The following is a 16,438-nucleotide window of genomic DNA, read 5'->3' as shown; positions in this document are numbered from 1 at the left end:
TCTTACATTTTATATAGTAATTGAGCCTGGAATATTCTGTATTTCAGGCTTTTTCATAAAAGGTTTCAGAAAGTTTTTTTCAATCGGGAAAAATTACGTAAATTTGCAGTCTCAATACGTTGAAATATAAGGTTTGTCCTTCATTGGATGAGAATATTGAAAGTTTTTTTAATAAAAAGTTTTTGGTATTTAAAAATTCATTATATTTGCACACCGAAAATTTGAAAAACAATAAATAAATAATTTTAAATCATGGCAAAGGAAACGTTTAATCGTAACAAACCACACTTGAACATTGGTACTATTGGTCACGTTGACCATGGTAAAACTACTCTTACAGCTGCTATTTCTGCTGTATTAGCTAGCAAAGGTCTTGCTGAGAAAAAAGACTTCTCTGCAATTGACTCTGCTCCAGAAGAAAAAGAAAGAGGTATTACTATCAATACTGCTCACATCGAATACGAAACTGAAAAAAGACACTATGCTCACGTTGACTGTCCAGGTCACGCCGACTATGTTAAGAACATGGTAACTGGTGCTGCTCAAATGGATGGAGCTATCGTTGTATGTGCTGCAACTGACGGACCAATGCCTCAGACTAGAGAACATATCCTACTTTGCCGTCAGGTAAACGTACCAAGAATCGTTGTTTTCATGAACAAAGTTGACATGGTAGATGATCCTGAATTATTAGAGCTTGTTGAAATGGAACTTAGAGACTTATTGTCTACTTATGATTTCGACGGAGACAACTCTCCAGTAATTCAAGGTTCTGCGTTAGGAGCTCTTACAGCTGCTACTGCATCTCCTGCTAACACTGAAGATAAGTGGTTCAAAAGCGTAGAAGAATTAATGGATGCTGTTGATACTTGGATCGAGCAACCGCCAAGAGATACTGAAAAGCCATTCTTGATGCCAATCGAAGATGTATTCTCTATTACAGGTAGAGGTACTGTAGCAACTGGTAGAATCGAGGCTGGTGTTATCAACACTGGAGATCCAGTTGATATCGTAGGTATGGGTGACGAAAAATTAACTTCTACTATTACAGGAGTTGAGATGTTCAGAAAGATCCTAGATAGAGGTGAAGCTGGAGATAACGTAGGTCTATTGTTGAGAGGTATTGAAAAAACTGACATCAAGAGAGGTATGGTTATCGCTAAGAAAGATTCAGTGAAGCCACACAAAAAATTCAAAGCTTCTGTTTATATCCTTTCTAAGGAAGAAGGTGGACGTCACACTCCATTCCACAACAAGTACCGTCCTCAGTTCTACGTAAGAACTACTGACGTTACAGGTGAGATCTTCTTACCAGAAGGTGTAGAAATGGTAATGCCAGGAGATAACTTAGAGATCACTGTAGAATTGTTACAGCCAATCGCTCTTAACGTAGGTCTTAGATTTGCGATCAGAGAAGGAGGTAGAACAGTTGGTTCAGGTCAGGTTACTGAAATCCTAGACTAATCATCTTAAAATAAATAAAGCTTCCGAAAGGAAACTCTCGGAAGCTTTTTATCTACGGGCATCGTCCAATGGTAGGATACCGGTCTCCAAAACCGTTGATCAGGGTTCGAATCCTTGTGCCCGTGCAAATATAAATTATGAGTTCATTTGTCGATTTTTTAAAAGGTTCTTATAACGAATTCAGACATAAAGTTGAATGGCCAAAGTGGGCTGACCTTCAGTCATCTACTATTGTAGTGACTATTGCGACAGTGATTCTGGCATTGTTTACTTTTGGAGTTGATGAATTGTTTTCTAAATCAATCAGCAACATCATAGGAATGCTAATCAACTTGTTCAATTAATTAAAAGTATTTTCCCATAATGAGCGAATTGAAATGGTATGTGCTGAAAGCTATCAGCGGACAGGAAAATAAAGTGAAAAACTATATTGAGACAGAAATCAAGCGTTTAGGGTTTGAGCAGTACGTTACTCAAGTGGTTATTCCTATGGAAAAGGTTATTCAGATTAGAAACGGTAAAAAAGTTCCTAAAGAAAGACCTTACTATCCTGGTTACTTAATGATCGAAGCTGATCTGATGGGAGAGATTCCTCACGTTATCAAGAATATTCCCGGAGTTATATCTTTCTTAAGCTTAACAAAAGGAGGTGATCCTGTTCCAATGAGAAAATCTGAGGTAAACAGAATGTTGGGAAGAATGGATGAGCTTTCAGAATTCGCCAGCGATGTGGAAATTCCATATGTAGTAGGTGAAAACGTTAAAGTAATCGATGGACCTTTCAACGGATTCAATGGTACAGTTGAGAAGATTCTTGAAGACAAAAAGAAAATCGAAGTTTCTGTTTTGATCTTCGGTAGAAAAACTCCAATGGAGCTAAGCTACATGCAAGTAGAAAAAGTATAATAATTACTTATATAAAAATATAAAAGATCGCTTTTTTAGCGGTCTTTTTTGTTTGATAATTATCTGCTTCGTAAGAACGGAATAATAGAAAGTAGTAATGACTTTGAGGAAGTTATGGCTGTGCTTATGTAAAGAAAAATAACCAAATGGATTCTACCTTCAGTAAATAATCCTGATATCTTAGTTATTATGAGTTTGTCATTCTGAATACAACGAAGTGAAATGAAGAATCTAGCCGAAGATTCGGAAACAATGGTGTAAAATTATATATATATTCACCTAAGTTTATATTCTCTCTTAACTTTTACCCGATTCATTTTACAACATAACAAAGTGATGTCTTCCTTATACTGTCAAACGAGTGTTTAAATAAATTATTTCAATTTTTTTATCGTTGAGTTTTTTTAAGTTCAAATATTTTATTTGATTTAAAAGTATAAATCTGAAATTTTGTTTAATGCTTCTATATGGCACTTTGACTAAGTATGAATAATCACCACTTCGGGATAACGTGTAATTTTCCCTGTATTTAAAGCCTTTTTGATTGTTGTTTTACTTTTGTATGGCATGCTTATTGTAAACCTTCAGTCAGCAAATTCATAAAACTTTATTTTTTTCTTATTTGGTGCACAGTACAACAAGTGTACGGAATCTCTGTGTTTTTATTTTAATTACTGTAGGTTTCAACATAAATAAGAAAACTATAAAATAAACACGCAACACAATGACTAATATTATTTCGATTATCTTACTCGTAGGTACGATAGTGCTTACCAGTGCTCAAGTTGGAATTAATACAGTAAATCCGGAAAAGGAATTGACTGTAAATGGTACCATGAAAACATCAGGAGTGGTTTTCAAAAAACCTATGGAAAAGCTGGGAGCTAGTGAAAACTATACTTTCATTATCAAGTCTCCGGCCCCGGAAAATAAAATTACGGCATACAATGATTCATTTGTACCTAATTCTCCGGCACCGATTAACCTTATTCAATACAAAATTACCTGTGATCCTTCAGACAAAGATTGGGTAAATCAATTTGATACAAAGATCAATTCCAACAAGTTTCTGGTGGTGATTTCATCTTTCGGGTTTACTCAGCCTACAAGAACCTATACCGCAGATTGGGTGACGCCCATGCATCAGATTTTTGCGTACTCTTCAGGAGGAACATGGAAACTGAAGGCAGATTACCAGGGATTCTCACCGGATGCCTCTTTGCCAACGGGAGTATGGACCCTTAATTTATTGGTTTTTGATAGATCATACGCTAAAGACTTTAACACCACTCAAAATCTCGGAGCTTCTACAACCGGCGCTGCTTCGGCTCCATTAATTCAATAAAAAAGATACTGTATGAAAAAATATATTGCAATCTTCTTAGTGAGTTTTGCCTCTTTAGGTATGAAAGCTCAGGTCGGAATTAATACCGCTACTCCAAAAGGGATGTTGGATGTAGAAGGAGAAACCTTAGTTGAATCTTATATAATAGACACCGAAAACACAAAAGCAAGCGGAAATTATCTTCTTTTGACCAGGTCAAAAGATACTTCGCCTGTAGGAAAGGTTAAACTTTTAGATATTTCGCTTCGTAATGTGGCACCGGTGAATATGTATAATGTGATCCTTAGAAATGTTAAACAGGATGAAGTGGTTAATCTGAATACAGGATTAGAGACAAGTAAATATGTAGTGGCTATTACAGGAGCTGTTTTTGCAGGAGCTGTGTCGGGAGCCAATACCACGACGAATCCCAAATCATATGGATCTTATTCTACAGAAATTACTCAGATTGCCAGCAGTGGAAAAAATTATCACGCCATCAATCTAAGTTTTAAAGGAGCTGGTACAGCTTCATCACAAAACGGAACATGGACACTTACTTTGAATGTTTTTGAAAGATCTCTTGTAAAAGACTGGGGAACTTTTAACGGTTCAGTTTCTGCCTCGGCTTCTCCGGGGTATTCAGGAGTTTCAACTAATACGCCTCTTGGGCTTCAATAAAAGACTATGAAAAGAAAAATTTATATCACAATAATGATGTGTTTGGGTTTACTTTTGAATGCCCAGAACAAGAAAGTAGGAATCAATACTGCTAATCCTACCGAGACCCTTGATGTGAATGGTAAATCTTATACCAATTCATTATATCTGAGAAATCCCGGAGAACCTACCATGACAGGAGGAAGCTTTTTGGCTACTTCTCAAAACGGCCTGCAATTATACGATCCAAACTTGGAAAGCAGTGGATTGTTTAATTATTTAAAACTGACCCTTACGGGAGTTTCAGGATTAGGAATTACAGATTATGATACAAAAATAGATGCCAATAACTTTTTAGTGGTGCTTCATAACTATTCATTTAAGTTAAATGATGGAACCACCAATGTTATGCTCGACTATGGAGATAACGGAATTAACGATAATAAGCAGGGGTCTCCTGAAGTGACTGCTTTTAAAAGTAATGGAACGTGGCATGTTAAAGCAAGATTTACCGACAGCAGGATTATTGCGACCAATACCAATCCACCATCCAGAGGGTATAACAACTTCACCGTTGATTTGTATCTGATGGCTTACAAGAGGTTGATTACAAAACAAAATATCAATGATGTCAACGCAGATCTTGGTGGCAATGACGGTTCAACACAAACGATTACCAAACCATCAGGTTTTTAAAAACACATTGTAACTATAAAAAAGTAAAAGGTCATTATTGTAATGACCTTTTGCTGTAAGAGTACTTTTATTGCTCCTCGGAAGTTTTGCAAAAAAAAACGGTAAACTTTTTAAAAATCAGCGTTATCCGTTTGTAGATTCAAAAATATTTTATACTTTTGCAGTCCGAAAAGTAGGTTTATTGTTATGTGAGTGCATAACCTGCTGAATAATAAATGCTTCCAAACTCATTAATTATTCAAACTAAAAAAAATTAAAATGGCTAAGAAAGTCTTTAAAATGGTAAAGCTTCAGGTGAAAGGTGGCGCAGCTAACCCTTCTCCACCAGTAGGTCCAGCATTGGGTTCTGCAGGTGTGAACATCATGGAGTTTTGTAAGCAATTTAACGGAAGAACCCAAGATAAGCCAGGGCAAGTTTTACCTGTAGTAATTACAGTATACGAAGACAAATCTTTTGAATTCGTTATTAAAACTCCACCTGCAGCAATTCAGTTAATGGATGCAGCTAAGATCAAGGGAGGTTCTGGTGAACCAAACAGAAATAAAGTAGGTTCTGTAAGTTGGGAACAAGTAAAGAAAATCGCTGAAGATAAAATGGCGGATCTTAACTGTTTTACAATGGATTCTGCAGTTTCTATGGTTGCAGGTACTGCTAGATCTATGGGATTAAAAGTAACAGGAACTAAACCAACTTTTAACGCTTAAAACTTAAAGAAATGGCAAAATTAACTAAAAAGCAAAAGGAAGCTTTAAGCAAAGTAGAAAAAGGAAGAATCTATAACCTTGAAGAAGGTTCAGCTCTTGTAAAAGAAGTGAACACTACCAAGTTTGATGCTTCTGTAGATATCGCTGTAAGATTAGGAGTAGATCCAAGAAAAGCAAACCAAATGGTAAGAGGTGTTGTATCTCTTCCTCACGGTACTGGTAAAGATGTTAAAGTATTAGCTCTTGTAACACCGGATAAAGAAGCTGAAGCTAAAGAAGCTGGAGCTGATTATGTAGGTCTAGACGAATATTTACAAAAAATAAAAGATGGTTGGACAGATGTTGACGTTATCGTTACTATGCCAGCTGTTATGGGTAAATTAGGTCCATTAGGTAGAGTTTTAGGTCCAAGAGGTCTAATGCCTAACCCTAAATCAGGAACTGTAACAATGGAAATTGGTAAAGCAGTAACTGAAGTGAAAGCTGGTAAAATTGATTTCAAAGTTGATAAATACGGTATTATCCACGCTGGTATTGGTAAAGTGTCTTTCGATGCTGCTAAAATCAAGGAAAATGCTCAGGAATTGATCTCTACTTTGATCAAAATGAAGCCAACTGCTGCTAAAGGTACTTATGTGAAGAGCATCTATTTGTCTTCTACAATGAGCCCAGGTATTGCAATCGATACTAAATCTGTTAACTAATAATAATCCTTAAGACAATGACAAAAGACCAAAAAGTTGTAGCAATACAAGAGATCAAAGATTTGCTTCAGGATGCAAAAGTAGTATACGTAGCAGATTTACAAGGTTTGAATGCTGGTAAATCTTCAGATTTCAGAAGACAAGCTTTCAAGCAAAATATCAAAGTAAAAGTTGTAAAAAATACACTTTTACAAAAAGCAATGGAACAAATCGACGGAGTAGATTACTCTGAAATGTTCCCAACTTTCAAAGGAAACTCAGCATTAATGATTGCTGATACAGCTAACGCTCCTGCGAAATTAATCCAAGGATTCAGAAAGAAAGAAGAAAAGCCAGCTTTAAAGTCTGCTTTTGTTCAAGAAACTTTCTACGTTGGTGACAACAACCTAGACATGTTGGCTAACATCAAGTCTAGAGAAGAAATGATCGGTGAAATCATCGGATTACTTCAGTCTCCAATCCAGAGAGTTGTTTCTGCTCTTCAAAACAAACCTGAAACGGTAGAAGCTAAAGCTGAAGAAGCTGCTCCTGCAGTTGAAGAAACTCCTGCTCCGGAAGCTCCAGCTGCAGAAAGCACGGAAGAAACTCCAAGTGCTGAATAATTACACTCAAAAAATTAAATAAATAATCAACAAAAACATTACAACAATGTCAGATTTAAAAAATTTAGCTGAAACGCTAGTAAACTTAACAGTAAAAGACGTAAACGAATTAGCAACTATCCTTAAGGATGAGTACGGAATTGAGCCAGCTGCTGCTGCTGTAGTAGTTGCTGCAGGTGGTGGAGAAGCTGCTGAAGAAAAGACTGAATTCGACGTAATTCTTAAGTCTGCAGGTGCTTCTAAATTAGCTATCGTTAAATTAGTAAAAGATTTAACTGGTGCTGGTCTTAAAGAAGCTAAAGATATCGTAGATGGTGCTCCTGCTCCAATCAAAACTGGTATCTCTAAAGACGAAGCTGAAGCTCTTAAGAAGCAATTAGAAGAAGCTGGTGCTGAAGTAGAATTGAAATAATTTCAATTGTATTATACATACAGAGCCTGGGCAATTTGCCCAGGCTTTTTTTGTTTATAAACCCTTGTAAATCTAGTATTTAATCAATAATAGTATTTGAATATTTTTCTTCTTTATATCTTGATATTTTATTATATTTATTTAATTCTCAATTTTTGTATATGATTTTTGTATTTATTTATCATTTTGCGTATTTAATGTAAATTTTTATCATCAAAATATGTTTTTAATTGAAAATGTATTATATTTGTACCGAAAAAAACACTAATTGGATAGAAATTACTTTCTTTCTTGCACGCGTAGGATAGTTTTTATACTATTGCTACTGACGGTAGGGAAATTAAATAGTAAGCCTGTATCTGTAGCAATGAGAATGGCTACAGGTAGCATCAGTAATGATGTGCATCCCCGTTTTTCAGATGTTTCTAATTCTGTTTATCAACCTCTTCTGAAAATAGAACCTTCAACAACAGTGAAGAAATTGACCGGCAATTCCAAACGAGTGAATAGTAACTTTTACACATTTCTTAATGATCACTTTTGCCAGAACAATTTCCCTGGTGCCCATAATGATAACGATTTTTATTCCCTTTTACTAAAGGATTTAAAATATATTGAAATTCGCGGACATTGGACGTCCATGATCTCCTTCAATTTTAATAATGCTGTCGTGTTATCCCGAAAAAGAAAGAAATTCGGAGAATACGCCTGTGAGGTGGTCGATGGTTTTAAATATATTATTAAAAATCCGGATAAGCTGATCAGCATTTCTGTATCATAATCATTTCTGCAATCTTTCATATTCCTTAGGAAAATTATCACTATTTCATTCACTTTCGAATGGAACAGGAGGAAGATGGTCTCTACATAAAATTTACACAAAAAAACAACAAATATCATTAGACATGAAAAACAAATTATTCACTCTCGCACTTTTATCTGCGAGTTCGTTAAGTATAGCACAGGTTGGGATTAATACAGGATCGCCCAATGCTACTTTTGATGTGGCCGGATTTCCTGCTAACGTCAATAAACCAGATGGCTTCATTGCACCCAGGCTTACCGGAGTGCAGCTTAAAGCTAAAAACTACACCACTTTACAAACAGGAGCAATAGTCTATGTCACCGTGGCAGAAACTGCACCTACCGGACAAACTGTAGATGTAATATCACCGGGCTACTATTATTTCGATGGTACGAAATGGGGAAGTTTAAGCGTTGATTGGCGTACTGTTGGGAATGCAGGTACAACAGCAACTACTGCGACGTTAGGTACAGATATTACTTCAGGAAATTACTTTGGGACAACTGATGGGCAGAGTCTGGTAATCGCTACTCAAAAAAATGTGAAAGGAATATTAGATGTCAATGGATCTCTGCAGGGAGGAAATTCAAATAGTACGACAGGCAATTATGCTTCTTTTACCTGGGGATCAAATAATATTCTGACAAATAGCACATCATCTAATATTGCGTTAGGAAAAGATAACACCGTATCTGCACAGGGAAATTTCCCGGCAGTGGCTATTGGTTTGGCAAATAAAGCAACCAACGGTGCTAAAATATTGGGAAACTCGAATAATGCAACAGGTCCGAATAATCTGGTATTGGGAAACTCGAACACAGTAACAGGAATTATTGGATTGACGGTGGGAAATAGTAATACGAATAACGGTGGGATTACCATCGGAAGCGGAAATACGGCATCCTCAAATAATATAGCCATCGGCTCAGGAAATACCGCGGGTGGCCTTGAAGCTGTAGCTTTTGGGATTTCCGGACAGGCCGCCGCCGGGCAAAATGTTTACGCCAATAAAAGTCACGTCTTTTTCAATAAAAATAACGGAAACAATTCAATAGTCGGGATTAATATGATTCCTACAGCAGATACGGCAACAGGCGCTGCACTTCAGATAAAGGGAATTACCAATCCTACCTCTTCATGTACTTCAGCTGAAGAAGGAGCTATCCGCTATAATGCAACTGCTAAACTGCATGAAGGCTGTAACGGAAGTACCTGGAAAGCTTTTTACAATTAAAATAAACACAAACCTTATAAAATAACAAAAATGACCAAAAAATTATTCATGAAATTGGCCGCAGTACTCATGACATTCGTAATGTCTGCCGTAGTATTGGCACAACAAGGCTATGAACCTATCCGTGGGATGGGAGTGGAAGCAAAACCTGTAAATAACTCAGGAATTTGTTTAGCGTGTTATAACGGAAGTATGAATCCTGTAGTAGATGCTAATCTTGACAACAGTGTAAGCATGGGGAACTTTGCTTCATTACTAAGTGGAAATGGAATATCTGTAAAAAATAAGAATACCACTTATCCGGCCGGATATATTACCGGATTCAACGTAGATCTCGGGACGAGTTTTATTACCATAGATCTTTTAAGTTCTTTGAGAATCAGTACCTATAAAGACGGAGTGCTTCAGGAGACAACTACTAGCAGTACTTTATTGTCTGTGCCGGCTTTTGGAGGAAATAAAAACAGAATATTCCTTCACTTTAAGACTTCAAAAGAATTTAATGAAGTGAGATTATATCAGACCAATGTCCTATCTGTATTCAGTGCAATGAATGTATATTATGCATTTGCTTTTGATCCGGCTAAAGTTCCGACAGATAATAATGGTATCTGTGACGATATCATTGCAGGAAGTGGTGTGGATGGCAACGTGTCCGGAAGCAGTAGTTTCCTGGCGCCACTGTCTTATGTGCAAAACAGAGAAAGAATTGGAGATGGAAATAAAAATTCTTACGGATCAATAGTTCTTCCGATAGGTTTATTGGGATCTTATTCAGTGGGAGTTTTGGATAAAAACCAGGTATATCCTGCAGGAAACAGAACCGGTTTTGTCATTGAACCTGATGATCAGGGTAAGTTGTTAAGTGCTGAATTCCTTAAAAATATTACTATTGAAACCTATTTATTCGGGCAGCTTCAGGATTCAAAGCAATTGTCTGATGGAGGTGGTTTGATTAATATTAAAGTGCTTGGGTATGGTTCCGGAAAACAAAAAGTTACTTTAACTACGACAAAGCCTTTTAACGAAGTACGATTGAAAATTACTCAAACAGTAGGGTTTAATTTAGGAAAACTAAATGTTTACTATGCTTTCGAAGAGCCGATCTCTTGCGAATGTGATGATAAAATCCAGACAAGCGGTTCTTCAGTTCCCGGAAACTTAGTGACGGGAAGCAGCGGGACATCAGGCCCGGGATTCCTTGGACTTATTTTTGCCAAAATGATCAATCCCGAAGCAATTGTGGATAATAATCCTTCCAATTATGCTACTGCAACGATACCTGCTGCATCATTATTTAGTATTTTCTCTTCATATGCCACCGTAAGCAGCAATACGACTCTTCCGGCTAATACAATGGCAGGATTTACAGTGGAAAAAGCAGCGAACCTTCTCGGGGTTAGTGTTCTTGAAAACATTACCGTGACTTTATATAACGGAAATACGACAACCGATACCTTTACCAGCTCAGGAAGTCTGATCAGTGGAAATTTCTTCACTACCAATTCAAATAAATTTTATGTGGGAGGTAAGGCGACAAAACCTTTTAACCGTATTAAAATTACTTTCAATAGCGGTACTGCTGTTCGTATTCCTCAGAACTATTACATCTACAATGCTTTTGCAAGCAGAGATGATGATAATGACGGAGTTCCAAATTGTTTTGACAAATGTCCCGGAGGAGATGACAGCATTGATAACAATGGAAATGGTATTCCGGATTGTGCTGAAGGATGTACAGTAGTAAACGATAAATCTCCTGCATTAGATACGGATGGCGATGGTATCGTAGATGCTTGTGATCTTGATTCTGATAATGATGGTATCCCGGATGCTGTTGAAGATTTTGATAAAAACGGGAAGTTCCAGGATGATGATGCCGAGGGTGATATTCTATTAACTCCTGTTTTAGGAGATTCGGTTCCGAATTATCTTGATCTCGATTCTGATAATGATGGTATTTTGGATTTATTTGAATCTGGAATTCCGGTATCAGTAATCAATCAGATTGATACGGATCATAATGGTATTATCGACAGCAATATTCCGGTAGGTAAAAACGGTATTGCAGATATTTTGGAAACGTCTCCTGATTCCGGAATTCTGAAATATGCAATCAAAAATACGGATGGTGACGATAAGCCCGACTTCCTTGATGTGATGTCCAATGGTTCAGATCTGGATCTTTATCAAATCGGAAAAGGAAACCTTGATACCTTAGGAGGAGGATTTATTTCTACAATAGATGATAAGGATAAAGATGGTATTCAGGCTGTTGTAGATACTGATCTTGTAAAGAGAGGAGCGCCAAACTCTCCACTTTCACCTTATGCCTCATTGTTGAAAAACGGATTAAGCGCAACTGCAAAAATCACCGGTTCGGAAATTACCGATGCTGCAAATGATGTGAAAATCTATCCAAACCCTGTAAAAGCTGGAGAAAATCTCAAAATTATGGGACCGGAGGAAGGAGTATATACCTTATTTTCTGCTCAGGGACAGATTCTTAAGTCAGATAAATTTAAAGCTAATGCAGGTATTGATACTTCTTCACTACCTACAGGAGTATATATTATTAAAATAGAAACTAAATCAACTGTAAAATCTTATAAGGTTATTGTGAAATAATTGATAAGAAAGCTTGTGTTGCTGAGGGCTGCCCATTTTTGGGCAGCTCTTTTTATTTTAATTGCCTCAAAATGAGAGTGATTTATTTGTTATTGTGGATAAGTTTTTGTATCTTTGCCCTTCTTTTGGCGCGAAAAATTGTTTGTAAATTTATAAAATACTGAAAATCAACTCTTTCATTGTGTAAAGCATGGAAGGGATTTCCCGTTTATAGATATTGCGGTAATATAGCCTCAAAAGTATAAAAATATTTTGCATTACGCTGTGAAAAGATATACCAGTGTTGCAGTTAGAAAGAGCTAAGTGCAAAGTTAAAAGAACTTTAAGGTCCTTCGTGAGCGCCAAAAACACTTTTACCTTTTACTTTTTTACCTTGTTTCTTGTTCTTTTCTGATATTTTTTAATGAATCAAAATATTTTTTAACCCTTTCTTAAAAGTTTTATGAGTAAAACAAAATCAACAACTCAAGGAAATCCGAGAATTAATTTCTCATCAGCGAAAGGAAAAATTATCACTCCTGACTTTTTGGATATCCAAATTGAGTCTTTCAGAGAATTTTTCCAGCTTGATACACTTCCTGAAGCCAGAAAGACAGAAGCTCTTTACAAGACTTTCCAAGAGAATTTCCCAATTACGGATTCAAGAAACCAATTCGTATTAGAATTCTTAGACTATCTGGTAGATTCTCCACGTTATTCAATCGATGAGTGTGTGGAAAGAGGATTGACGTATTCAGTTCCTCTAAAAGCAAGACTTAAACTGTACTGTACTGACCCGGAACACGAAGATTTCCAAACTGTGGTTCAGGATGTATATTTAGGTCCGGTTCCTTATATGACGCCTAGTGGATCTTTCATCATCAATGGTGCAGAAAGAGTTATCGTTACGCAGCTTCACCGTTCACCTGGTGTATTCTTCGGACAGACTTACCACGCGAATGGAACCAAACTTTACTATTCAAGAATTATCCCTTTCAAAGGATCTTGGATGGAATTTACAACGGATATCAACAGCGTAATGTACGCGTATATCGACCGTAAGAAAAAGTTACCATTAACAACTTTATTAAGAGCTATCGGTTACGAATCTGATAAGGACATCCTTCAGATCTTCGACCTTGCTGAAGAAGTGAAAGTTTCTAAAGCTGCCCTTAAAAAAGTGGAAGGGAGAACATTGGCTGCGAGAGTATTGAACACTTGGTTCGAAGACTTCGTAGACGAAGATACAGGTGAAGTAGTTTCTATCGAAAGAAACGAAATCATCTTAGATAGAGAGACGATCCTTGAAAAAGAACATTTAGATCTTATTCTTGATGCTGGTGTGAAATCAATCTTGATTCACAAAGAAAACAGCAATGAATTCTCTATCATCCAGAATACATTACAAAAAGACCCTACTAACTCTGAAAAAGAAGCAGTAGAGTATATTTATCGTCAGTTAAGAAACGCAGATCCACCAGATGAGGAAACTGCAAGAGGAATTATTGAAAAATTATTCTTCTCTGAGCAGAGATACTCTTTAGGTGAAGTAGGACGTTACAGATTGAATAAAAAATTAAGTCTAAACATCCCAACTACAACTGAAGTTCTTACAAAAGAAGATATTATTGCCATTGTAAGACACTTAATTGAGTTGGTAAACTCAAAAACTGATGTTGATGATATTGACCACTTATCAAACAGAAGAATTAAAACTGTTGGTGAGCAATTAGCAGGACAATTCGGAGTAGGTCTTTCAAGAATTGCAAGAACAATCAAGGAGAGAATGAACGTTAGAGATAACGAAATCTTTACTCCACTTGACCTTGTTAACGCTAAGACTTTAACATCTGTAATTAACTCGTTCTTCGGTACCAACCAGCTATCTCAGTTCATGGACCAAACCAACCCTCTATCAGAGATCACTCACAAGAGAAGATTATCTGCACTAGGGCCTGGTGGTTTATCAAGAGAAAGAGCAGGTTTCGAGGTTCGTGACGTTCACCATACTCACTACGGAAGAATTTGTCCGATTGAAACTCCGGAAGGACCAAACATCGGTTTGATTTCATCTCTAGGTATTTATGCTAAAATCAACAGACTTGGTTTCATCGAAACTCCATATAGAAAAGTAGAAGACAGTAAGATTAATCTTAACGCTGATCCTATTTACTTAAATGCAGAAGACGAAGAAGATAAAGTAATTGCTCAGGCAAACGTTGAATTGAGTGATAATGGTGACTTCTTAACAGACAGAATTATTGCAAGATTAGATGGTGACTACCCGGTAGTTGAACCAGCTCAGGTTAACCTTATCGACGTTGCACCAAACCAGATCTCTGGTATTTCCGCTTCATTAATTCCATTCCTGGAGCATGATGATGCGAACCGTGCATTGATGGGATCTAACATGATGCGTCAGGCCGTTCCTCTATTGAAGCCACAGGCTCCAATCGTTGGTACAGGGCTTGAGCAACAAGTTGCAAGAGACTCAAGAATCTTAATTAACGCTGAAGGTACAGGTACTGTAGAGTACGTAGATGCTGACAGAATCGTTATTAAATATGAAAGAAGCGATGACGAAGATTTAGTACAATTCGAGTCCGCTACTAAAACATACAAACTTACTAAGTTTAGAAAAACTAACCAGAGTACGACGATCACGCTAAGACCAAACGTAAGAGTAGGTGATGTAGTGGAGAAAGGACAAGTACTTTGCGACGGATATGCTACTGAAAAAGGAGAATTAGCTCTTGGTAGAAACTTAGTAGTAGCGTTCATGCCTTGGAAAGGGTACAACTTTGAGGATGCAATCGTAATCAACGAAAAAGTTGTTCGTGAAGACTGGTTTACTTCAATTCACGTAGATGAATATTCACTAGAGGTTCGTGATACCAAATTAGGTATGGAAGAATTGACAGCAGATATTCCAAACGTTTCTGAAGAAGCTACTAAAGATCTTGACGAGAACGGTATGATCAGAATCGGTGCTGAAGTGAAGCCTGGAGATATCATGATTGGTAAAATTACTCCAAAAGGTGAATCTGACCCGACTCCTGAAGAGAAACTTCTTAGAGCAATCTTCGGTGATAAAGCTGGTGATGTAAAAGATGCATCATTAAAAGCCGACTCTTCATTAAGAGGGGTTGTTATCAACAAGAAATTGTTCTCCAGAAATATTAAAGACAAAAAGAAAAGAACTGAAGAGAAACTTAGACTTGAAGAAATTGAAAACACTTACAAGGCTAAGTTCGATGAGTTGAGAAACACTTTAATTGAAAAATTAAATACACTGGTAAGCGGTAAAACTTCTCAAGGGGTACAAAACGACCTTGACGAAGAAATCATCGGTAAAGGGGTAAAGTTCACTCACAAATTATTGACTTCAGTTGAAGATTATGTAAACGTTAGTGGTGCAGATTGGACTGTTGATGCTGACAAGAATGAGTTGATCAAACAATTGATTCACAATTACAAAATCAAATATAACGACATCCAGGGAGTTAAAAACCGTGAGAAATTTGCAATTTCAATCGGAGATGAGCTACCAGCAGGTATCATGAAGTTAGCTAAAGTTTACATCGCTAAGAAACGTAAACTGAATGTAGGGGATAAAATGGCAGGACGTCACGGTAACAAAGGTATCGTTTCAAGAATCGTTCGTGAAGAAGATATGCCGTTCCTTGAGGATGGAACACCGGTAGATATCGTATTGAATCCACTTGGGGTACCTTCTCGTATGAACATCGGTCAGATCTATGAAACAGTTCTTGGATGGGCTGGTCAGAAGCTGGGTATGAAGTTCGCTACGCCAATCTTCGACGGAGCAACTCTTGATCAGATTACTGAATATACAGAGAAAGCAGGACTTCCTAAATTCGGTCACACTCACCTTTATGATGGTGGTACCGGAGAAAGATTTACTCAGGCTGCAACGGTAGGTATTATCTACATGTTGAAACTAGGACACATGGTTGATGATAAGATGCACGCACGTTCTATCGGACCTTACTCATTGATTACTCAGCAGCCGTTAGGAGGTAAAGCTCAGTTCGGTGGTCAGAGATTCGGAGAGATGGAGGTTTGGGCACTTGAAGCATTCGGTGCATCAAACATCCTAAGAGAAATCTTGACTGTGAAGTCGGATGACGTGATTGGTAGAGCAAAAACTTATGAAGCAATTGCTAAGGGTGAATCTATGCCTGAACCAGGTATTCCGGAATCATTCAACGTATTACTTCACGAGTTACAAGGTCTTGGATTAGACGTAAGATTGGAGGAATAAATTAAATCTTTTAATTAGAACAAACTTTAACCAT

General features: G+C 37.1%; 14 protein-coding genes and 1 tRNA gene. All 15 read left to right on the top strand.

Going from position 1 to position 16,438, the window contains the following annotated elements:
* The first annotated feature begins 252 nt into the window (after window positions 1-252).
* Entirely contained in the window at window positions 253-1,464 is a 1,212-nt protein-coding gene (gene tuf / locus EG342_RS02280) for an elongation factor Tu (RefSeq protein WP_103291895.1), read from the top strand.
* 54 nt (window positions 1,465-1,518) lie between these two features.
* Window positions 1,519-1,589 (top strand) — tRNA-Trp (locus tag EG342_RS02275).
* A gap of 12 nt (window positions 1,590-1,601) precedes the next feature.
* Window positions 1,602-1,808, top strand: coding sequence for a preprotein translocase subunit SecE (gene secE / locus EG342_RS02270; protein WP_045501119.1), 207 nt, complete (start codon window positions 1,602-1,604; stop codon window positions 1,806-1,808).
* Between the two features lie 19 nt (window positions 1,809-1,827).
* Window positions 1,828-2,370: a transcription termination/antitermination protein NusG gene (gene nusG, locus EG342_RS02265; RefSeq protein ID WP_002976412.1), complete on the top strand. Its 543-nt coding sequence runs from the start codon at window positions 1,828-1,830 to the stop codon at window positions 2,368-2,370.
* A 724-nt stretch (window positions 2,371-3,094) separates the two neighbouring features.
* Entirely contained in the window at window positions 3,095-3,715 is a 621-nt protein-coding gene (locus EG342_RS02260) for a hypothetical protein (protein ID WP_103291896.1), read from the top strand.
* A gap of 12 nt (window positions 3,716-3,727) precedes the next feature.
* Complete coding sequence (locus EG342_RS02255; protein ID WP_103291897.1) at window positions 3,728-4,375, top strand: hypothetical protein; 648 nt, start codon at window positions 3,728-3,730, stop codon at window positions 4,373-4,375.
* 6 nt (window positions 4,376-4,381) lie between these two features.
* Window positions 4,382-5,050 carry a hypothetical protein gene (locus tag EG342_RS02250; protein WP_103291898.1) on the top strand — a complete coding sequence of 223 codons (669 nt, stop codon included), beginning with the start codon at window positions 4,382-4,384 and terminating at the stop codon, window positions 5,048-5,050.
* Window positions 5,051-5,308: 258 nt separating this feature from the next.
* Window positions 5,309-5,755 carry a 50S ribosomal protein L11 gene (gene rplK / locus EG342_RS02245; protein ID WP_103291899.1) on the top strand — a complete coding sequence of 149 codons (447 nt, stop codon included), beginning with the start codon at window positions 5,309-5,311 and terminating at the stop codon, window positions 5,753-5,755.
* Between the two features lie 11 nt (window positions 5,756-5,766).
* Entirely contained in the window at window positions 5,767-6,459 is a 693-nt protein-coding gene (rplA, locus tag EG342_RS02240) for a 50S ribosomal protein L1 (protein ID WP_103291900.1), read from the top strand.
* A 17-nt stretch (window positions 6,460-6,476) separates the two neighbouring features.
* The gene (rplJ, locus tag EG342_RS02235; protein ID WP_103291901.1) at window positions 6,477-7,061 is read left to right on the top strand and encodes a 50S ribosomal protein L10; all 585 of its coding nucleotides are present in this window, start codon (window positions 6,477-6,479) and stop codon (window positions 7,059-7,061) included.
* Between the two features lie 46 nt (window positions 7,062-7,107).
* Entirely contained in the window at window positions 7,108-7,473 is a 366-nt protein-coding gene (gene rplL, locus EG342_RS02230; RefSeq protein ID WP_007845452.1) for a 50S ribosomal protein L7/L12, read from the top strand.
* 319 nt (window positions 7,474-7,792) lie between these two features.
* Window positions 7,793-8,254 (top strand): hypothetical protein, encoded by a 462-nt coding sequence (locus tag EG342_RS02225; protein ID WP_123892195.1) that lies wholly within the window; start codon window positions 7,793-7,795, stop codon window positions 8,252-8,254.
* 124 nt (window positions 8,255-8,378) lie between these two features.
* Window positions 8,379-9,512, top strand: a complete 1,134-nt coding sequence (locus EG342_RS02220; RefSeq protein WP_103291903.1) for a hypothetical protein — start codon at window positions 8,379-8,381, stop codon at window positions 9,510-9,512.
* Between the two features lie 30 nt (window positions 9,513-9,542).
* Window positions 9,543-12,140 (top strand): T9SS type A sorting domain-containing protein, encoded by a 2,598-nt coding sequence (locus EG342_RS02215; RefSeq protein WP_103291904.1) that lies wholly within the window; start codon window positions 9,543-9,545, stop codon window positions 12,138-12,140.
* Between the two features lie 442 nt (window positions 12,141-12,582).
* Window positions 12,583-16,404, top strand: coding sequence for a DNA-directed RNA polymerase subunit beta (gene rpoB / locus EG342_RS02210; protein ID WP_103291905.1), 3,822 nt, complete (start codon window positions 12,583-12,585; stop codon window positions 16,402-16,404).
* Window positions 16,405-16,438: the final 34 nt, after the last annotated feature.

The sequence above is a fragment of the Chryseobacterium lactis genome (assembly GCF_003815875.1).
GTDB lineage: Bacteria > Bacteroidota > Bacteroidia > Flavobacteriales > Weeksellaceae > Chryseobacterium > Chryseobacterium lactis.
This window is presented reverse-complemented; position numbering and strand designations above follow the sequence as displayed.